This window comes from Lacrimispora sp. (genome assembly GCF_032078915.1).
Lineage (GTDB): Bacteria > Bacillota > Clostridia > Lachnospirales > Lachnospiraceae > Lacrimispora.
On sequence record NZ_DAMAUN010000042.1, the window covers coordinates 1 to 21,205 of the forward strand.

A 21,205-nucleotide genomic window follows, 5' to 3' on the forward strand; every position below is an offset into this window, starting at 1 on the left:
TCATAACCCGGATAGCTTACGCAGGCCAGCACCTGTCCGTCTTTGGGGTTAACCACTACAGCCGAACCGGAACAGGGGTTTAACGCCAGCTGGGCTGGGGTGATCTCCAGATTCTTTATTTTCTTACGTATAAACTGCCAGGCATTCAGCTCTCCATTGAAAAGAAGGGCATAATCCGGGTCTTCTTTTGATAGGATCCCCTGATCATAAAGGAGTTTTTCCACATCCTCCCCAGCCAAAGTACCTTCTGTTAACATTGCCTGAAATATCAGTAAATCAAAACCGGAATCCTTCTTTAAATTGTCCAGGATCATTTCTTCCGTCAGACTTCTGCTGTTTTCAAGCGTCATATATTTTTCAGAGGCTGCCACCTGGCCTAAATCAATCCAGCCATTTGCAATACAGTCGGAAAGATACTGGCGGAAGCTTTTTTCCTTCCGGTCCCAATCCCCGCTTTTTTCCGAAAGTATTTTTTTCTTCTTTACTACATCCAGAAGATAATCATAATAACCTTTCACCTCACTGCTTAAAGAGTCATACCCGGAGCCTGAAACATCAAAGGAATCAGAAAACTCCCTAAAAACCTGTTCTTTCTTATTCGTAAACCTTTCATAGACAGCCTTCTCCAGATCCGTTGCATCCGCTTCCTGAAACCGTCCGGTATCAATGACATGATTCTTTATTAATGCAAAATACACTTCATCCGATGAAATCCGGATCTGGGAGGCATCGGATGCTTTGGGCATGTCCGCCCTTTTGCTCTCTGACATATTGGCAAGAAGGATTCCGGCAATCTGCTGTTCCAGCATCTGATAAACCGCATTCTGCAAATCCTTGTCAATGGTTAAGTAAATATCGTTTCCAGACTGGGGTACCCTGGTAATTTCCGGGTCTGATTTCCGGTTTCCCACGACGTCCGTATAAAACTGTTCCATGCCATCCTGGCCCCGAAGCCGGTCTTCCATAGACTTCTCAATTCCGCCTTTTCCTATTGTGGACTGGTTCGTGTAGACAGTATCTTCCCGATTCCCTGCTTCCAGTTCATCGGCGGAAATCGGCCCGGTATACCCCAATATGGAAGAAAGGCTTTCTCCTCCGTCGTAAACACGGATGCTGCCTTCCTGGATATCCGCTCCCGGCAGACTGCGTTTCTTTTCCAACACTGCGACCATCGCTTCCTCGGGCACATCCGAAGCAACCAGATATGGAAGGTACTTGCGGTATGAATTTAAGGAAATGCCGTAACGGATGTCTGCTATCTGCAGAATCTCCTTGGCAGTCAGGGTATGAGGCAGTCCGTATTGATCCTGTTCCTCATCTGTGTAAGTATCCTCAATCAGGAACTTTTCCTTGCCGCATAATTTTTTCATGAGATCTTCCGCTGTTACGGTTTTTTGTTCTTCCGTCAGTTCATCCACCGTGCTTTTTCCATAAAAATCAGCTTTGAAACGGCTGAGCTTCCACCCTTCTTCTGTAAACCCATAGTTTCCCTGTTCGTCCACAGATATAGGCAAAACTGTATTCAGCTTGTTCTCATCCTGAACCAGGCGGATCAGCTGATAGGCGATTCCGTTCAAGGACCTCTGACGTTCTTTGTTGGATCTGTAATTCTGGGAATCCTCCAGGGTAATATCATAGGAAAGCCGGTTGGAAGCCAGTAAATTTCCATTCCTGTCATAGATGTTTCCGCGGCTTCCGGCAAGTCTCTGAGTCTTCATAATGGAACTCATGAACTCTTCCTGATTCGCTGCCCCCTCCAGGATCTGAAGACGGTACAGCCGTGCAATAAGAACCAGAAACAGGAATCCGAAAAAAACAGTCAGGATCGCCAGCCTTGGAATCCGGTCTAGTAATTGAAGTCCGGAAAATTTCTCATTTTTCCATAATTTATGATTACGCAAATTGGTTCTCCTTTAATCTTACATTTGTAAGATTTCATTATACACGGATTTGGTTCTGATGTAAACTTTTTTTTATAAAATCACATCTGATAATTTATCATAAAGCCTTGCAAGAGTTCGCATCCACCCCCGCACGGGCAGCCACTGCATTAAGCTAAGAGGCATGGATGCTATGCAGTTTCGATAAGATTATTATAGAATTGTATTGAGAATTTTTCATTATTTTGATAAAATTTAATTGATAAATAGTCAGAATAGATCAAATCCACAGACATCTTAATTAAAATTTAAAATGGGGGTAGAATCATGAAAAAAGTGAAACTTTTAGTTGCAGCAGCCGTTCTTTCTATTACAATGAGTTTTTCCGCGTTTGCCGGACAATGGAATCAGGATGCCAAAGGCTGGTGGTACCAAAATGATGATGGCACCTATCCGGTAAGCAGTTGGCAATGGATTGATGGAAATGCAGACGGTGTATCAGAATGCTATTATTTCAATGATATCGGCTATTGCCTGACCAATACCACGGCTCCCGATGGAAAAACAGTGGATGCAAACGGAGCATTGGTCATATCCGGCACAGTACAGACAAAAACCGCCGCCAATTCTCCAACAAACACCACAACGTCAAACAGAAATACAGAAACCGCCGCGCAGCCGGCCCGGGATACCTCTCAAAGTACTGCTGTAAGCAATAATAAGGAAAAAATGGTATGGGTGTCCAGAACCGGCACAAAATATCATTCAAATCCAAACTGCAGCAATATGAAAGGCCCTGCCCATATGACGCAATCAGATGCTGAAGCCCTGGGCCGGACTCCATGTTCAAAATGCTATTAAGGTACGTTAAACGAATCATCCTGCCTTTTACCCTACCCACTCATAGATCTCCTCATATGAGAATAAATATAAGTAATATTCAAAGGTTAAAAGAAAGGATCGAACCATGGCCCAAACCGATAATTTCTATACTCTGAAGGGCTACTCCCTTCTGGAGCATACGCAAATCACCTCTTCCATGGAAGATTATCTGGAAATGATATGCAGGATCCATCAAAACGGCCAGCCTGTCCGCATCAAAGAGCTGGCGGAATGCCTGCATGTAAAGCCTTCCTCCGCATCAAAAATGGTCGGAAACTTAAGGAAGCAGGGGCTGGTATGCTTTGAAAAATACGGCACCGTATCCCTGACAGAAGACGGCTTAGTGCTGGGAGAATATTTATTATTCCGCCACGAAGTCCTCCACCGTTTTTTCTGCTACATCAATCAAAATTCCGATGAGCTTGAGCAGGTGGAAAAGGTAGAACATTTCATTGAGCCGAAAACTGTGTATAATATTGAAAAATGGCTGGATAAGTTTACATAGAAACGCTTGTGTGATTTTATAATTCATCGTATACTATAGCATAACACGAACATTTCTAAGGAGGACAAACACATGGATAAGATTAAGATGACAACCCCTATCGTCGAAATGGATGGCGATGAAATGACCAGGATTCTCTGGCAGATGATCAAAGAACACCTTCTGCTGCCATATATTGATTTAAATACAGAATACTACGACCTGGGCCTGGAATACCGTGACAAGACAAACGACCAGGTGACCATTGACTCCGCCAATGCCACCAAAAAATATAAGGTCGCCGTCAAGTGTGCCACCATCACTCCCAACGCAGACCGTGTAAAGGAATACAGCTTAAAAGAGATGTGGAAAAGTCCCAACGGCACCATCCGGGCAATCTTAGACGGAACCGTATTCCGCGCTCCCATTGTTGTCAGGGGAATCGAACCATGTGTGATGAACTGGAAAAAACCTATTACCATAGCAAGGCATGCTTACGGTGATGTTTATAAAGGATCTGAGATGAAGATCCCCGGAGCCGGTAAAGTAGAGCTTGTCTATACCGCAGAAGATGGAAGCGAAACACGGGAGCTGGTCCATTCCTTTAACGGCCCTGGAATCGTACAGGGAATGCACAACTTAAACGATTCCATTGAAAGCTTTGCAAGAAGCTGTTTTAATTACGCTCTTGACACCCGTCAGGATGTATGGTTTGCCACTAAGGATACCATTTCAAAGAAATACGACCATACCTTCAAGGATATTTTCCAGGACATTTTTGAGGCTGATTACAAGGACAAATTTAAAGAGGCCGGCATCACCTATTTCTACACCCTGATCGATGATGCAGTCGCCCGTGTCATGAAATCAGAAGGCGGCTATATCTGGGCCTGTAAAAACTATGACGGTGATGTGATGAGCGATATGATATCATCTGCTTTCGGCTCTCTGGCCATGATGACCTCTGTCCTGGTATCTCCGGATGGGGACTATGAATACGAGGCCGCCCACGGAACCGTACAGCGCCATTACTACAAGCACTTAAAGGGGGAGGAAACCTCCACAAACTCCGTTGCCACCATCTTTGCATGGACCGGGGCACTAAGAAAGCGGGGAGAACTGGATGGTAACCCAGAACTGGCCGCATTTGCGGATAAACTGGAGCAGGCGACCATCGATACCATCGAAGCCGGTGAAATGACAAAAGATCTGGCACTCATTACTACCATTCCTAATCCAACAGCATTAAACAGTGAGGAATTTATAAAGGCCATTGCTAAACGGCTGTAAAGATACCTGGTTCCAAATAAACTAAGACAGAGAAAGAAAGCCGCAAAATAAGCTGCTTTCTTTTTCCTTTCAGGAGGTAATACAATCATGGAATACAAACCAAAAGAAGTCCTGTTAAAAAACGGGACCCCATGCCTCTTAAAAAGTCCCGGCCCTGGCGACGCGGCCGCTATCTTAAGACACATGAGCCAGACTTCAGAGGAAACCAGGTATATGTCCCGGTACGCAGATGAGATCAACATTTCTCTCCACCATGAACAGGATTTTCTTTCTTCCCTCCTTAAGAGCCAGAAGGATTTGATGATCTGCGCCGTAGTAAACGGGAAGATTATTGCAAATGCCGGAATCAACCCCATTGCATTATTTGATCGTTATGCCCACCGGGCCACCTTTGGCATCTCCATATGCAAGCCATACTGGGGGCTTGGGATCGGTTCCCACCTCCTTGGAGCCATCATAAGGGGAGCTCGGGAAATGGGATATGAGCAGTTGGAGCTGGAAGTAGTCAGTGAAAATGAACGGGGCCTGGCTCTTTATAAAAAGTATGGTTTCGAGATTTACGGCACCAGGGAGTACTGCTTTAAATACCGGGATGGAAGTTATGCGGCCGCCCATTTGATGATGGTAAGGCTATAAAAATTTTTGACATTTTTTTCTAAATCTCTGTTCATACCATTATCAAAATGATATAATGAAGATTGTTATATAACATCTTGGTAATGGAAGGATCCCTGATATGAACTTAAGACATCTTACTATCTTTAAAACGGTGTGTGAAGAAGGCAGCATCACCGGAGCGGCCAAAGCGCTGTCCATGACCCAGCCTGCCATCTCCCACGCCATCAACGAACTGGAAGAATCTGTTGGTTCTCCTCTGTTTAACCGTGTGTCCCGAAGAGTGGTCATCAATGAAAACGGAAAATTTTATTTGTCTAAGGTCATTCCTCTCCTGGAATTGTATCAGGATCTGGAAAACTACTCCGGCTCCCTGCATCTGCAGGCTCCTTTGCGGATCGGCTCCTGTGTAACCCTTGCCAGCTACTTACTTCCCAAAGTGGTATCCCGCTTTACCCTGACAAACCCTGATACCCAGTTAAAGGTCACTGTTAACAATTCTCTTGAATTGACAAATAAGCTTTTAAAAAACGAATTGGATATCGGTCTGATCGAGGGTGTCATAGCGGATGAGCAGTTGGAGAAAATTCCTTTTTCCTCCTATCCCATCGCAGTTATCTGTGCTCCCGTCCATCCTTTTGCAGAACGCCTTGCACAGCCGGTGGCGCTTGACCGGCTTATTGAAGAACCTCTGCTTTTGAGAGAACAGGGCTGTACCATCCGGGATACCTTTGACTGTGCCCTGGCATTAAACAATTTATCGGCCGAGCCACACTGGGTAAGCACCAACTCGGAGGTGATCCTGCAGGCGGTGAAGGAAAATATCGGAATCGGCATTGTTCCCAGGATTTTAGCCGATGAGTCTATAAAAAGAGGGGAAGTCACTGAAATAGAAGTGAAAAACTTAGATATCAGCTGTATGAATCATGTGGTGTTTCATAAAGACAAATTTCAGACAGAATCATTCCAGGCATTTATCAACCTGGTACTGTTCGAATAGATGATGATAATTGGTAAAGGAACGCCGCAAAATGACTGTAATTCAATCATTTTGCGGCGTTCTTTTTTATGAAACCTTCTCAGCCAGAATCTTGTCAATGCTTACGATCTTCACACAAAGGGCGAATAATTCCATCGCCAGGATCAGATCAGATAAGGGAGGATAAGAAGGCGCAATGCGGATATTGTTATCCCGGGGATCCTTTCCATAAGGGTAAGTAGCTCCTGCTCCGGTCATGACCAGACCGGATTTCTTGCACCTTGCCACAATGGCTTTTGCACATCCGTCAAGGGAATCAAAGGAAATGAAATAGCCGCCTTTAGGACTGGTCCATTCACCGATTCCAAGTCCGCCCAGCTCTCTTTCCAGGATCTGGTTCACTGCTTCGAATTTTGGTCTCATGATGTCTGCATGCTTTCTCATATGCTCTACCATGCCGTGAATATCTCCAAAGAAACGTACATGGCGCAGCTGGTTCACCTTATCATGTCCGATGGTCTGGATCTTTAACTGCTTCATTATGTCAACCAGATTGTTCTGGCTGGCCGCGATGGTTGCGATACCTGAACCTGGGAAGCTGACCTTAGAGGTGGAAGCGAATTTATATACCATATCCGGATTACCGGCTCTCTTGCACTCTGCAAGGATTTCAATGAGATGATCCTGGTCCCTGTCGTATAAATGATGAATGGTATACGCATTGTCCCAGTAGATGCGGAAGTCTTTGGCAGCCGGTTTTAACCGGGCAAAACGGCGAACCGTATCATCGGAATAGGAAATTCCCTGAGGATTGGAATACTTCGGAACGCACCAGATCCCTTTGATGGAGTCATCGTTTGCCACCAGCTCTTCCACCATATCCATATCCGGACCGGTTGGAGTCATGGGAACATTCACCATCTCGATCCCAAAATATTCGGTTATGGAGAAATGTCTGTCATATCCAGGAACAGGGCATAAGAATTTCACTTTATCCAGCTTGCTCCAGGGAGTGCTTCCCATAACGCCGTGGGTCATGGAACGTGAAACCGTATCATACATGACATTCAAGCTGGAATTACCGTAAATAATGATATGGTCAGGCGCAACCTCCATCATATCGGCAAGAAGCTCCTTTGCCTCCTTGATTCCGTCAAGCACCCCATAGTTACGGCAGTCGGTACCGTCATCACAGGTCAAATCGACGTCGCTGCTCAATACATCCATCATTCCCATGGAGATATCCAGCTGTTCCGTGCTGGGCTTTCCTCTGGACATATCAAGCCTTAAGTCCTTGCCCTGAAACTCCTTATACTGAACGTGAAGCTGTTTTCTCAGTTCCTGTAACTCTTCCTTTGTCATCTCAACATATGGCTTCATAGATTTCTTTTTCCTCCTCATATAGACTCCTTTAACCTAATAGTTCCTTAAGAATCCTGTTGACCGCTCCCGGATCGGCTTTTCCCTTCATGGACCGCATGGTCTGGCCTACCAAAAACCCAAAAGCTTTCTCTTTCCCACTATGATAATCCTCCACAGACTGTGGATTTGCGGAAACGATTCCCTCAATTACCCTGTGCAGCTCCTCTTCGTCATTAACAACCCTTAATCCTTTTTCTTCCACATACTGTTCCGGATCAATGTTTTCTGCGAAGATCTTTTCAAAGACTTCCTTGCCCACGGTACGGTTAATGGTACCATTATCTACTAAAAGGATTAATTTTGCAAGGTTTTCCGCGGAAAATGTCATTTTTTCAGGATCCATGTCATGCTCTTTTAAAAGCCGCATGGCCTCTACCATCAGCCAGTTAGCCGCCTCTTTCGGCTTACGGCAGATTGCGGTGACCGCTTCAAAAATATCCGCCATATGCTTAGAGCCGGTGATGATATCCGCATCATATTCAGAGAGCTTAAACTCCTCCTGATAGCGGGCCATCTTCTCCGTCCGCAGCTCCGGCTGTCTGGCCCTTATACTCCTGATCCATTCATCACTTATGGCCACTGGCGGCAGATCCGGGTCCGGGAAATAACGGTAATCCCTGGCATCCTCTTTGGAGCGCATGGCATGGGAGGATTCCTTATTGTCATCCCACCGCCTTGTTTCCTGAATCACCAGCTTCCCTTCTTCAAGCAATTCGATCTGGCGTTTCCGCTCTCCTTCAATGGCACGGGCAATGGCCTTAAAGGAATTTAAATTCTTCATCTCTGTTCTGGTTCCAAGTTCTAAGGAACCGGTCTCACGGACAGATAAATTCACATCGGCTCTCATGGAGCCTTCCTGAAGCTTACAGTCCGAGGCACCAAGATACTGAATGATGAGTCTCAGCTTTTCCAGATAAGCGATCACCTCATCCCCGCTTCTCATATCAGGTTCTGAAACGATTTCAATGAGAGGGACCCCGCTCCGGTTAAAGTCCACCAGGGAACAATCCTCCCATTCGTCATGGATAAGCTTTCCCGCATCTTCCTCCATATGGATCTCATGGATTCCGATTTTTTTCTTTCCTGCCGGTGTGTCAATCTCCACACAGCCATCGTGGCAGATGGGAAGATATAGCTGGGATATCTGATAGTTCTGCGGATTATCAGGATAGAAATAATTTTTACGGTCAAACTTGCAGTACTGGTTGATCTGACAGTTTACCGCAAGGCCTACCGCAAGAGCATATTCCACCACCTGTTTATTCAGGACCGGCAAGGAACCGGGCATACCAGTGCAGACCGGACAGGTGTGGGTATTGGGCGCTCCGCCGAATTCCGTAGAGCAGGCGCAGAAGATTTTCGTGTTTGTGGCTAGTTCCACATGGACTTCCAGTCCTATAACTGTCTCATACTGTTTGCTCATTTACCTCTCCTCCTTTCCCTCGGGCCTTAAAATAGCAGCTGCCGCCACAGGGGGCATCTCATAGCTTCTGCTCTGCTCAAAAGCAAAGCCTGCCCGGATGATGTTCTTCTCCTTAAAACAATCTCCAATAAACTGAACTCCAATGGGAAGCCCCTTCGAATCCTTTCCACAGGGAACCGTAAGACCTGGAAGTCCGGCAAGGTTTACGGAAATGGTATAGATATCGCCCAGATACATCTTTAAGGGGTCGCTTAAGCTCTCCCCAAGCTTTGGTGCCGTGGACGGGGAAGCAGGCCCCAGAATCACATCGTATTTTGAAAATGCCTCGTCAAATGCTTTCTTGATCAAGGCCTTTGTCTTTAAAGCCTTCAGATAATAGGCGTCATAATAACCGGAGCTTAATACAAAGGAACCAAGCATGATGCGTCGTTTTACCTCCGGACCAAAGCCCTGGGAACGGCTCTTTTTATACATGCCGTGAAGTCCGTCGTATTCTTTTGCCCGATAGCCGTATTTGACACCGTCAAACCTGGATAAGTTGGAGCTGGCCTCTGCGGAAGCGATCACATAGTATGCTGGAATCGCATATTCCACCATCCCAAGGTCAAAGGTCTCCAGGATAGCTCCCTTTTCCTCCAGAACCCTGGCGGCATTTAAAACCGCTTCCTTTACCTCTGGATCAAGGCCTTCCCCCAGATAATCCGCCGGTATGCCGATCCGCATTCCCTTCACATCATCTCTTAAAGCCTCAGTAAAGTCACAGTCTTTCCGCTCCACGGATGTGCTGTCCTTCTCATCATGGGAAGCCAGAACCTCAAGAACCGCGGCGCAGTCCGTCACATCCTTTGCAACGGGACCGATCTGGTCTAAGGAAGACCCATAGGCAATCAGCCCGTACCTGGAAATGGTTCCGTAAGTAGGCTTTAATCCGGTAACACCGCAGAAGGAGGCTGGCTGCCTTATGGAACCTCCTGTATCCGACCCTAAGGCATAAAAGCATTCCGCCGCCGCAACCGCCGCACAGGAACCGCCGGAGGAACCGCCGGGAACGTGGTCCGGGTTCCATGGGTTTCTCGTAACTCCGTATGCCGAGGTTTCCGTGGTGCTTCCCATGGCAAATTCATCCATATTGGTTTTTCCAAGAATCACTGCTCCGGCCTTTTTTAAATTCTCCACTGCCGTGGCCGTATAAGCAGGAACGAAGTCCCAGAGGATCTTAGAGCTGCAGGTGGTCTTCATTCCATCAATGCAGATGTTATCCTTTACCGCTACCGGTACGCCTGCCAGAGGACCGGTCAGTTCACCGGCTGCGATCTGCTTCTGCACCTCCTCCGCCTGTTTCAGTGCTTTTTCTTCTTCTATGGTCACAAAGCTGTTAAGCACCGGCTCCATGGCCTTTATCTGACCCAGGACTGCCTTTACTGCTTCTACAGAGGTAACCTCTCCGTCTTTTATTTTTTTCCCCAGCTGTACCGCCGTGAGGGATAATATTTCTTTCACTGTCATACAAGACTCCCCCCTATTCCACTGTTTTTGGCACCTTAAAAGCTCCATCCTTACTTTCCGGAGCATTTTTTAAGATGTTCTCTCTGTCGTCACCGTTTTCCACCACATCCTCACGGAAAACGTTGTGTACCGGGAATACATGGGACATGGGTTCCACGCCATCGGTATTCAGTTCGTTTAATTTATCAATATAATCCAGCATACGGCCCATATCGTTCTTTGCCGCTTCCCTTTCTGTCTGGTCAAGTTCAAGCTGCGCCAGGATTCCTACGTATTCGATTGTAGCATCATCGATCATGTGTGCCATCTTTTCTTCCTCCTTTCATATTTCAAGCCCACGTATTCCGGGCATGGTCCGCCCCGTTTCAGAGCCTGCCCCGCTTTATCGGGCACCGGGCGTAAAGGTATACCCGCAGGGTGATTCCTCTTTATGGTTCCAGTCTCGTTACATCTCTTGGAAAAAGGGTGGTTTCCCTTATATTCCCTTCGTCTAGAAGACGCATGGTAAGGCGCTCCAGACCGATTCCAAGGCCTCCGTGAGGCGGCATACCATATTGGAATATCATTAAATAGGAAGAAATATCCTCTGGTTTCATGCCTCTGGCCTCCATTTTCTTGAGGATCGCTGCATAATCATGGATTCTCTGGCCCCCGGTAGTCACTTCCAGTCCTTTGAACAATAAATCAAAGCTTAAGGTAAACTTAGGATCTGCCGGATCGTCCATGGCATAGAAAGGACGCTTCTTTGACGGATAATGAGTAACAAATACAAAATCACTGCCATACTCTTCCTTAAAGTACCGGCCGATAAGCACTTCCTCCTCCGGTTCCAGATCATAGGGGTTTCTGATTTTGCGGTTGTATTTCCCGGCAACCAGCTCCTTTGCTTCTGCAAAGCGGACCGTAGGGATATTGGTTACATCAGGAAGTGTGACCTTAAGCATCTTAAGCTCTGCTTCATATTCCTCGCAAAGAAGTCCAAAGGTATACTGGAGCATCGCTGTCTCCATTTCCATGATCTCCTCATAGCTGTCAATGTATCCCATTTCAAAGTCCATACTGGTATATTCATTTAAATGTCTTGTTGTATTATGCTTTTCCGCACGGAAGACGGGAGCGACCTCAAATACCCGGTCGTATACGCCTACCATGGTCTGCTTATAAAACTGTGGGCTTTGGCCCAGTTCTGCTTTTTTATTAAAATAATCCAGTTTAAATACGTTGGAGCCGCCTTCTGCTCCGCGGGCTACGATCTTTGGTGTACGGATCTCCGTAAAACCCTGGCTGTGAAGGAAGTCCCGGAAACCTCTTACAATGCCTTCCTGAATACGGAACTTTGCCCTCTCCATGGGATTTCGAAGGGTAATGGGGCGCAGCGTCAGCTTTGTCTCAAGGGAAGTGTTTAATTTCCACTTGCTGATTGCCACAGGAAGGGCCTCTGCCGGCTGGGACAAAAGTTCAATCTCCAAAAGGCGGATCTCAAACCCATGGGGAGCCCTCTCTTCTTTCATTACGATTCCAGTGACCCGGACCGCTGACTCTTCCTTTAAAAGGCTTAAATCAAAATCCGTTTTCCCTTCCTCATACACACACTGCACAAGTCCTTCTGCTTTCCGAAGGATCACAAAAGCAACCTCTCCCATATCCCTTATGGTATGGACGCTTCCTTCCATTTTTACGGTCCGGCCTTCATAACCGCCGGATTTAATGCGGTCCATAGGGACCGTCTCCTTTTCTTTAACACCTCTGATAAATTCCATATCTGCATTCTCCTTACCTGAATGTAATTGTTTTGATTCCGGTAAAGGGTACTTTATCGTTTAGCAGTGCTAAGCATAAAAATATCCCGCCCCGGAATACAGTTACATATTCCGGGACGGGATTTATATGGCTATAAGTTCCCGCGGTACCACCCGCATTGAGACAGCTGCTTCTTCCTCCGGCCGCAGATATGACAGCCGGATAAGCAATTGCCCCCACTCAAACATTTAACGCATGTGTACGGATATACCTACTCATGTCACAATCAATCCCTTTAAGAATTGACTGCCGCTTCGGCATATCGGCTCCGGAGTGTTCCCTTAGCCAAGTCCCACGTGACGGCGCTCTCAGTCGGTGACGCCCTCTTCCTGTTGAGGTCCATAGGCCAGAGTCTCCTTCTCTGCCTTTTTCAATATAGCGGAAGTTCGGTTCGCCTTTGGCTCACCGAATGCCGTTAAACTCCTGTTGATTCATGATTCCCTGTATAAGCCTGTTTTATAACAGTTCATCACTTCACTACAATGAATTTTACTTATAATATCATAATCCATTTTAACTAGCAATATTTATTTTTCACAAATTATCACCAGCTTTGGGAATCAGAACCTAAAAAATCATACAATATTGACTTTTCCTGTCGAAGCAGTTACAATTATGAACACGTTTACTAAAGAATCAGGAGGGGCTTTTTTTATGTCTGACTCCTGTCCGATGCCTCCGGGCACATGATCTCCATCGGGGTACCCGCTCTTCGCGAAAGTCTTTGGACTTCATGCAATCTGGTTTGACTTCCCTCTGGCTGAAATCTTGTCTCTGGTTTTAACCACCATACTGTTTAAACAAATTTATGTAAACTGCATCAAGAAGCTATAGGTTTTCCACGCAACTGAATATGCAAGCATTCCGCTTGCTTCATTAGGAGGCAAACAATGAGTTCCGAATATCTTTTAATAGACGGCTACAACATCATATTTGCCTGGCCTGAGCTAAAGGAACTGGCGGAGACCAACATGGACTCCGCCAGAACGAAACTTCAGGATATTCTATGCAATTACCAGGGTTATAAAAAATGCAATGTCATTCTGGTTTTTGACGGCTACAAGGTCAAGGGAAACCCAGGCACGGTCATAAAATACCACAACATTCATGTGATTTTCACCAAGGAAGCGGAAACCGCAGACCAGTACATTGAAAAGGTCTCCCAACAGATCGGCAGGAAGTATCAGGTACGGGTAGCCACCTCAGACAAGTTAGAACAGATCATCATCCTGGGAACAGGCGGCACACGACTTTCCGCCAGGGATTTAAAAAAAGAAATCGATGAGACGAATACTGAGATTAAGAAGGAACATCTGGAGAGAATTCCTACAAAGAAAAACCGCCTCTTCGACAACGTAGACCCGGAGCTTTTTGAATATCTGGAAAAAATACGGCTGAATAAAAAAGATTAACTCATTTCCTTTTTTTCCATGGCATATATTTATTAAGCCTATACATAGGAGGAATATCACATGTCATTACTTGAATTGTTCATCATCGCGGTAGCCTTATCCATGGATGCCTTTGCGGTTTCAATCTGCAAAGGATTATGCATGCCAAAGATGAGCTGGAACAATGCAGTCATCGCAGGCCTGTATTTCGGGGGATTCCAATCCGGGATGCCTCTTATGGGCTACCTGCTGGGATCGCAGTTTAAGGAGGCCATCACTTCCATTGACCACTGGATCGCTTTCATTTTGCTTGGCGCCATTGGCATCAGCATGATTAAGGAATCCTTTAGCAATGAAATGGAAGAATGTGAGGATTCCCCTATGTCTCCCCAAAACATGATCCCGCTGGCGATAGCAACCAGCATTGATGCTCTGGCAGTGGGGGTTACCTTTGCATTCCTGCAGGTACAGATCGTTCCAGCTGTTTCCTTTATCGGAGCTACCACCTTTACCCTGTCTGTCCTGGGGGTTAAAGTAGGAAATGTCTTTGGAACACGCTATAAATCAAAAGCGGAATTTGCCGGCGGACTGATCCTGATCCTTATGGGATTCAAAATTCTGGTGCAGCATCTGTTGGAGTTTTAAACCTTCTCACAGGAATGCAGCATGACTGCGCCAAAGGGGGCCAGCACAAACTTTTTCCCATTGATCTTTGGTGCGCAGTCATTGGATAACAGGATCTCCCAGTTGTCCAAGGCTTCCCTTCCTTCTATCTCCTGGCGCTTTCCGGTAAAATTTGCAAAGACCAGCAGCTTTTCTTTCTGCCAGCTTCTCTGATAGGCAAATATCCCTTCCTGCTTAAGTGGAACAGGCTCATAGCTTCCTTCACTGATCACGTTGCAGCGTTTCCTCAGTTCAATCAGCTTCTGATAGTAACAAAAGACCGAATCAGGATCAGCAAGGCTCTCCCTCACATTGATCTCCTCACAATTTTCATTGACACCGATCCATGGGGTGCCTGTGGTAAATCCGGCCTGCTCTCCCGCCTCCCACTGCATAGGGGTCCTGCTGTTATCCCTGGACCTCTCTCTTAATACCCGGTAAATTTCTTCTTCTTTTCTTCCCTGTTCTTTCAAAATTTCAAAGTAATGAAGGCTTTCCACATCACGGTACTGGGAAATATGGGTGAAATTCGCATTGGTCATGCCGATTTCCTCTCCCTGGTAAATATAGGGCGTGCCCCGCATCCCGTGTATGACAGTAGCCAGCATCTTTGCGGTACGCTTTCTGTATATTCCATCATCACCAAACCTGGACACAGCCCTTGGCTGGTCATGATTGCACCAGAACACCGCATTCCAACCGTTCTCTTCGGCCATGGAAGTCTGCCATGTGTGGAAAATCTTTTTCATTTTTTTTAAATCAAAGGGCATTAAAGACCATTTATCCCCGTCCTTATAATCCACCTTTAAATGATGAAAATTAAAACACATCTTAAACTGCTTTTCATCGGGATTGGTATATCGGATACAGTGATCAATGGTGGTAGAGGACATCTCTCCCACCGTAATGATCTCATCGGCATCTAACCCCGTATCCACCACGATTTCCCTCAGATACTCATGAATCCGGGGACCGTCGGTGTAAAACCGGCGGCCGTCTCCCTCCTCATCATCCTCCCAGGCGGAAGGCTTGGAAACCAGGTTGATCACATCAAACCGGAATCCCTTGATCCCTTTTTCCTTCCAGAACCGGATCACCTTTTTTATCTCTTCCCGTACCATGGGATTCTCCCAGTTTAAGTCTGCCTGGGTCTTATCAAACAAATGAAGGTAATATTTCCCCACTTCCTCCGAATATTCCCATGCACTGCCGCCAAATTTTGACTGCCAGTTGGTGGGCGGATTCCCCGGAGTTCCTTCCTTAAAGAAATAGTAATCCTGGAATTTCTTATCGCCGTTAAGAGCCTTTTGAAACCATTCATGACTTGTGGAGGTATGGTTAAAAACCATATCAAACATCAGCCCCATACCCAGCTCTCCGGCCTTTGCGGTCAGCCGGTCCAAATCCTCCATAGTCCCAAACAGAGGATCGATCCGGCAGTAATCCTGGATATCATACCCATTGTCATTCTGAGGAGACAGGAAAAAAGGGGTCAGCCAGAGGCAATCCACTCCCAGCATTTTTAAGTAATCCAGTTTTTCCATCATTCCCTTTAAATCTCCGATCCCGTCACCGTTGCTGTCCCGGAAGGATTTGGGATAGATCTGATAAACACATGATTTCTTAAAGCTCTCCATTTATACAATTCCTTTCTTTTTTCCAACCATGACTGTCAGTGCAAAGGGTACTGCAATGGCAATCAGCATGCACAAGCCGAAGATTCCCATATACTGAGGCTGGATAGACAGGATACCTGGAATACCGCCCACGCCGATGGAATTTGCCATAACATTCATTCCTACGGAAACCGTAGCGGCTATGGCGGAACCGATCATGGCAGAAAGGAACGGAAAGCCCCGCTTTAAGTTCACACCGAACATAGCCGGCTCCGTAACTCCCAGATAGCAGGAAATACAGGCAGGAATGGAGATCTGCTTTGCTTCCTCATCCTTTTTCTGGAGGTACATCATGCCAAGTACTGCTGAACCCTGGGCAATATTGGATAAAGCGATCATAGGCCATAGCATCGTTCCTCCAAACTCTGCCATGAGCTGCAAGTCAATGGCATTGGTCATATGATGAAGGCCGGTAATAACAAGCGGAGCATATATAAAACCAAATAAGGTTGCAAACAGCCAGCGGAAGCTGGAGGTGAGCCCTGCATAAACTACTTTTGAAATCCAGGATCCAATCGCCCAGCCAATCGGACCTACCACTGCGTGAGCAGCGATTACCGCCAGAAGCAGAGAGCAGAATGGAACCACGATCATAGAGATTGCCTGAGGCGTAATCTTCTTAAAGAACCGCTCCAGATAAACTAATACAAAGCCAGCTAAAATGGCCGGAATGACCTGAGCCTGGTAGCCGATCATCTCCATTTTCACAAATCCAAAGTCCCAGACCGGTACCTCAGCGCCTGATGCCATGGCATAGGCATTTAAAAGCTGGGGAGATACAAGGGTAAGACCCAGAACAATTCCAAGGATCTGGGTAGTTCCCATTTTTCTTGTAACAGACCAGGTGATTCCTACCGGCAGGAAATGGAAGATCGCCTCGCCAAGGAGCCAGAGAAAGCTATGAACACCTGCCCAGAACTGTGACACAGAAATGAGAGTCTGGGTTCCCCCATTCATAAGATTGATCTCTCCTATTATGTTACGGAATCCAAGGATCAGACCGCCTACGATGATCGCGGGAATCAATGGAGCAAAAATCTCCGCGATATCCGCCACCGCCCGCTGCAAAAGGCTTAAATTCCCTTTAGCCTCTTTCTTCACTTCATCCTTGGATACCCCTTCCACACCAGATACGGATACAAAGTCATTGTAAAAGGACTGTACATCATTTCCAATGATTACCTGAAACTGTCCGGCCTGTGTAAAGGTACCTTTGACACTGGAAAGCGTTTCAATCTGCTTGGTATCCGCTTTTGCCGGATCCACCAGGGCAAAACGCATTCTCGTCATACAGTGGGTCACTGCCCCTATATTTTCCTTTCCCCCCACATACTCTAATAGTTTCCTGGCATCGCTCTCATACTTACCCATATTCATACTCCCTTCATACATGTTTTTGGCGCTCCCAAACTTATACGTTTATTTTGTGATTATACTATAACATATACGTATATCTTTGTCAATATGCAGAAAAGATAATTTAACTTGTCCGTCTGCGGACTAGCGACGCCCCATGCAGTTGTTTGTACGGACCTGGTAAGATAGGGTTAGACCGTTTCGTCTGGAGTATATGAGACGCCCATTCTTCTCTTCTTATTATTACAACTTCCTGCGGGCAAAATCCACGAACTTAAACTTGTCCGGCCTGTGGCGCGATTCCGTGTACTGGAATAAGGTAGAGTCCTCCAGATACGTATAGCTCTTCACCACCACCACCATATCATAACGTCCCATATCGAGAAGCCGGTAATCCTCATCCGTTGCCGTATGGACCGTGATCTCCTTCATGGCAAAGCCGATTTTAAGCCCCTGTTCATTCTCCAGATATTCATAAACAGAATCCTGGGCAGCGCGCAAAGGCAGATTCTCCACGACTTTCCTTGAAAAATAATCCTTATCAATAATGATCTTTTCCCCATCGATTTCCCGGACCCGTTCCAATACAAAGGCCTCATCCTCCGGGCCGATCTGAAGGGCTTCCATCAGCTTTTTATCATTTTTTACTATTTCCAAATTCTCCACAAAGGTTCTGGGCCTGGAATCTGAATAACGGTAGATTTCCTTAAAGCTTGCTATCTCCGATACCGGGAAATTAAACTTACTCTTATCCAACACCTCAGCGGCCTTTCCCCTGGCTTTGCGGATGCAGCCATCTTCCTCCAAAAGCCCCAGGGCTTTGCGGACAGTGTCACGGGATGCACCGTATATCTCCATCAACTCTCCTTCCGCCGGAAGCTTGTCTCCCGGACGGTATTCCCGCCTTTCTATTTTTTCAAGCAGCTCCTTATAAAGACGCCTGTATTTACTTTCCATAGGCCAATTCCTCACTTTACCTGTCTTTTTCATAGATTTACATATCAGTCTTTATTTTAACATATACGTATACCTTAGTCAAATAATTCGGATTTATACAAAAAAATAAGCATACATCAATTTATTTTTTTACATACACCTTTTCCTATATTAAGTAGAATTAAATATGCAATAGCCCCCTTTCTTTTCTTTCCATATATGGATTGATATGGTAAACTAATTTTAGAGCAACGACTACATAGGAGGACACAAGCATGCAAATACAATATACTAAAAATTTAAATAACAAAGGCGTCTTAGGCATTATCCGGCGCTTCTGTAATTATATTGATCCACGGCTGACGGAACACGGTTCCCACGTAGCTTATATCATTTCCCGTATGCTGCAGGATTCCGGACAATATTCTAAACAGGAGCTTCGGGATATCTGTTTTCTGGCCCAGCTTCATGATATCGGAGCATACAAGACAGAAGAAATCTCCAGGATGCTTCAATTTGAAACCGATGATATTTGGGATCATTCCTTCTACGGTTATCTTTTCATACGATATTTTTCTCCCCTCAAGGAATTGGCTCCTGCAGTGCTCTTACACCACATCACCTGGAATTTCCTGGAACAAGGTGATGAGCCCAGCACGAAATTAAAAGATCTATCCCAGATTCTTCACATTGCAGACCGCATTGATGTCTCCATGTCACTGGAAAAGCGTTCCTGGGAGGAAACCCTCCGGCTGATCTCACAGGGAACGAATAACGTATTTGCCCCTCACATCGTAGATCTTGCAGCCAGACTTGACTTTCAAGATTCCATTGAAAATGAATGGAGAAAAGATTCAGAATACTTCGACTTTTTAACCAGCATTCCACTTTCCGAAGAAGAGACTACGGAATATTTGAAAATGCTGGTCTTTATCATTGATTTCAGAAGCCATTACACCGTAACCCATACCATAACCACTACCAGCATCAGCTATGAGATTGGAAAACTCCTGTCCTTAAATGAGGATCAATTAGACCAGGTTCTCTGCGGCTCACTGCTGCACGATCTGGGTAAAATCGCCATTCCTGTGGAAATTCTTGAGTATCCGGGAAAATTAAGCCAAAAGGCCATGGGAATCATGCGGACCCATGTATACTTCACGGAGAAAATATTTGGCGGCAGCATTGATAAAACCATTGAGCGCATCGCACTGCGTCATCATGAAAAACTAAATGGATCCGGATATCCAAAAAAGCTGAAGGCCGAGGATTTAACTACGGAAGAACGCCTCGTAGCCGTTGCCGATATCATCAGCGCCTTAACCGGTACCAGAAGCTATAAGGCTTCCTTTCCAACAGACGGCATACTGTCCATCCTCACCCGGATGAAGGATGACGGCCTCCTGGATGAATCCATTGTTGACCTGGCAGCGGAACATCTTGACGATATCCTTGATACGACCGCTATCCGGTGTCAGCCCATATTAAGCATTTATGAAAAGCTGAGAAAAGAATATGAAACTCTGCCTCAATTTGAAACCTACAATGAAAAGCTTCACTTTGCACTTACTTTAAGAGATCCGGAGCTTATTCCGTCATGGCCATGAAGCATAAAAAATCCGGCTGGAACCAGCCGGATTTTCTTTTCTTATTTTGCAATTACTCTTACAAATTTTTTCTTACCGCGTTTTACGATCATTCCATCTCCGGAAAACTGCTCTTTCGCGAAAACAGCTTTCACATCGGAAACCGTTTCGCCTTCCACAGTTACTCCTCCCTGTTCCACATTTCGCCTTGCTTCGGAACGGGTAGGAGCCAAGCCTGATTTCTGGAGAATTGCCAAGATGTCAATGTTTCCGTCCGTAAAATCTGCCTCTTCCAGCTCACAGGTCGGCATATCTGCCGCGTTGCCGCCGGTAAACAGCGCTCTGGCACTCTCTCTTGCTCTTTTTGCTTCCTCTTCCCCATGAACCAGATTGGTCAGCTCATAGGCAAGGATTTCTTTTGCTTCATTTAACTGGCTGCCTTCCCAGCTGTCCATCTCGTTAATCTGCTCAATGGGAAGGAATGTAAGCATACGCAGACATTTTAACACATCTGCATCGGCAATGTTTCTCCAGTACTGGAAAAAGTCAAAAGGAGTAGTCTTTTCCGGATCAAGCCATACAGCGCCGGACTGAGTTTTACCCATCTTATTTCCCTCAGAATTTAAAAGCAATGTGATGGTCATTGCATGAGCATCTTTCCCTAGCTTCCGGCGGATCAGCTCGGTGCCGCCAAGCATATTGCTCCACTGGTCGTCTCCTCCAAACTGCATGTTGCAGCCGTAACGGTTGAACAGCTCATAGAAGTCAAAGCTCTGCATGATCATGTAGTTGAATTCCAGGAAGCTTAAGCCTTTTTCCATACGCTGCTTATAGCATTCCGCGGTCAGCATGCGGTTGACAGAAAAATGGGGGCCGACCTCTCTGAGGAAATCAATGTAATTTAAGTTGAGCAGCCAGTCTGCGTTATTAACCATAAGAGCTTTTCCTTCAGAAAAGTCGATAAAACGGCTCATCTGCTTTTTAAAGCAGTCACAGTTATGCTGGATTGTTTCCACTGTCATCACCTGCCGAAGGTCGCTTCTTCCGGAAGGATCTCCAACCATACCGGTTCCGCCTCCGATCAGGGCGATGGGCTTATTGCCTGCCTCCTGAAGGCGCTTCATTAAACACAGGGCCATAAAATGACCTACGTGAAGGCTGTCAGCCGTGGGATCAAATCCGATATAGAATATGGCTTTTCCTTCATTCACCATTTTGCTGATTTCTTCTTCGTTCGTCACCTGGGCGATCAGTCCGCGGGCTTTCAATTCGTCATAAATTGTCATCATGATTCTCCTTTTCTCATTAAAATAAGC

Annotated in this window: 17 protein-coding genes and 1 pseudogene; 8 read left to right on the forward strand and 10 right to left on the reverse strand. The window is 46.0% G+C overall.

Going from position 1 to position 21,205, the window contains the following annotated elements; translation table 11 throughout:
* Positions 1-1,901: pseudogene (locus RT269_RS16480) on the reverse strand (penicillin-binding transpeptidase domain-containing protein); the annotation flags it as partial.
* A 306-nt stretch (positions 1,902-2,207) separates the two neighbouring features.
* On the opposite strand from RT269_RS16480, the gene RT269_RS16485 reads away from it, so the two are divergent.
* From RT269_RS16485 to RT269_RS16505, 5 genes are all read left to right on the forward strand, one after another.
* A complete protein-coding gene (locus RT269_RS16485) occupies positions 2,208-2,741 on the forward strand; it encodes a hypothetical protein (RefSeq protein ID WP_313184167.1) in 534 nt (177 codons plus the stop codon).
* Between the two features lie 106 nt (positions 2,742-2,847).
* A complete protein-coding gene (locus tag RT269_RS16490; RefSeq protein WP_313184168.1) occupies positions 2,848-3,267 on the forward strand; it encodes a metal-dependent transcriptional regulator in 420 nt (139 codons plus the stop codon).
* Positions 3,268-3,339: 72 nt separating this feature from the next.
* Complete coding sequence (locus RT269_RS16495; protein ID WP_313184170.1) at positions 3,340-4,536, forward strand: NADP-dependent isocitrate dehydrogenase; 1,197 nt, start codon at positions 3,340-3,342, stop codon at positions 4,534-4,536.
* Positions 4,537-4,623: 87 nt separating this feature from the next.
* Entirely contained in the window at positions 4,624-5,172 is a 549-nt protein-coding gene (locus tag RT269_RS16500) for a GNAT family N-acetyltransferase (protein ID WP_313184171.1), read from the forward strand.
* 100 nt (positions 5,173-5,272) lie between these two features.
* Positions 5,273-6,151, forward strand: coding sequence for a LysR family transcriptional regulator (locus RT269_RS16505; RefSeq protein WP_313184173.1), 879 nt, complete (start codon positions 5,273-5,275; stop codon positions 6,149-6,151).
* A 66-nt stretch (positions 6,152-6,217) separates the two neighbouring features.
* Here RT269_RS16505 and RT269_RS16510 read toward each other — a convergent pair whose 3' ends face one another.
* The 5 genes from RT269_RS16510 to aspS all read right to left on the reverse strand — a co-directional run bounded on the left by RT269_RS16510 (position 6,218) and on the right by aspS (position 12,241).
* The gene (locus RT269_RS16510) at positions 6,218-7,510 is read right to left on the reverse strand and encodes an aminotransferase class I/II-fold pyridoxal phosphate-dependent enzyme (RefSeq protein WP_313184175.1); all 1,293 of its coding nucleotides are present in this window, start codon (positions 7,508-7,510) and stop codon (positions 6,218-6,220) included.
* A 31-nt stretch (positions 7,511-7,541) separates the two neighbouring features.
* On the reverse strand, positions 7,542-8,975 hold the full coding sequence (gene gatB / locus RT269_RS16515) for an Asp-tRNA(Asn)/Glu-tRNA(Gln) amidotransferase subunit GatB (RefSeq protein WP_313184177.1): 1,434 nt from the start codon (positions 8,973-8,975) through the stop codon (positions 7,542-7,544).
* Entirely contained in the window at positions 8,976-10,481 is a 1,506-nt protein-coding gene (gene gatA, locus RT269_RS16520) for an Asp-tRNA(Asn)/Glu-tRNA(Gln) amidotransferase subunit GatA (RefSeq protein WP_313184179.1), read from the reverse strand.
* Positions 10,482-10,494: 13 nt separating this feature from the next.
* Positions 10,495-10,788, reverse strand: coding sequence for an Asp-tRNA(Asn)/Glu-tRNA(Gln) amidotransferase subunit GatC (gene gatC, locus RT269_RS16525; protein WP_025234740.1), 294 nt, complete (start codon positions 10,786-10,788; stop codon positions 10,495-10,497).
* Between the two features lie 121 nt (positions 10,789-10,909).
* On the reverse strand, positions 10,910-12,241 hold the full coding sequence (gene aspS / locus RT269_RS16530; protein ID WP_313184181.1) for an aspartate--tRNA(Asn) ligase: 1,332 nt from the start codon (positions 12,239-12,241) through the stop codon (positions 10,910-10,912).
* 930 nt (positions 12,242-13,171) lie between these two features.
* On the opposite strand from aspS, the gene RT269_RS16535 reads away from it, so the two are divergent.
* Together RT269_RS16535 and RT269_RS16540 are read left to right on the forward strand one after the other, a co-directional pair.
* Positions 13,172-13,693, forward strand: coding sequence for an NYN domain-containing protein (locus RT269_RS16535; protein ID WP_313184183.1), 522 nt, complete (start codon positions 13,172-13,174; stop codon positions 13,691-13,693).
* Between the two features lie 60 nt (positions 13,694-13,753).
* Positions 13,754-14,317, forward strand: coding sequence for a manganese efflux pump MntP (locus tag RT269_RS16540; protein WP_313184184.1), 564 nt, complete (start codon positions 13,754-13,756; stop codon positions 14,315-14,317).
* Here RT269_RS16540 and treC read toward each other — a convergent pair.
* From treC to treR, 3 genes are all read right to left on the reverse strand, one after another.
* Positions 14,314-15,972, reverse strand: a complete 1,659-nt coding sequence (gene treC, locus RT269_RS16545) for an alpha,alpha-phosphotrehalase (protein ID WP_313184186.1) — start codon at positions 15,970-15,972, stop codon at positions 14,314-14,316. The genes RT269_RS16540 and treC overlap by 4 nt on opposite strands.
* A complete protein-coding gene (treP, locus tag RT269_RS16550; protein WP_313184188.1) occupies positions 15,973-17,382 on the reverse strand; it encodes a PTS system trehalose-specific EIIBC component in 1,410 nt (469 codons plus the stop codon). It abuts the gene before it with no gap.
* A gap of 228 nt (positions 17,383-17,610) precedes the next feature.
* Complete coding sequence (gene treR / locus RT269_RS16555) at positions 17,611-18,324, reverse strand: trehalose operon repressor (protein ID WP_313184190.1); 714 nt, start codon at positions 18,322-18,324, stop codon at positions 17,611-17,613.
* 254 nt (positions 18,325-18,578) lie between these two features.
* Here treR and RT269_RS16560 point away from each other — a divergent pair, with 254 nt between their 5' ends.
* Positions 18,579-19,910 (forward strand): HD-GYP domain-containing protein, encoded by a 1,332-nt coding sequence (locus RT269_RS16560; RefSeq protein ID WP_313184192.1) that lies wholly within the window; start codon positions 18,579-18,581, stop codon positions 19,908-19,910.
* A 41-nt stretch (positions 19,911-19,951) separates the two neighbouring features.
* Here the strand turns inward: RT269_RS16560 and tyrS are convergent, their stop codons facing one another.
* Entirely contained in the window at positions 19,952-21,175 is a 1,224-nt protein-coding gene (gene tyrS, locus RT269_RS16565; RefSeq protein ID WP_313184224.1) for a tyrosine--tRNA ligase, read from the reverse strand.
* Positions 21,176-21,205 lie beyond the last annotated feature (30 nt).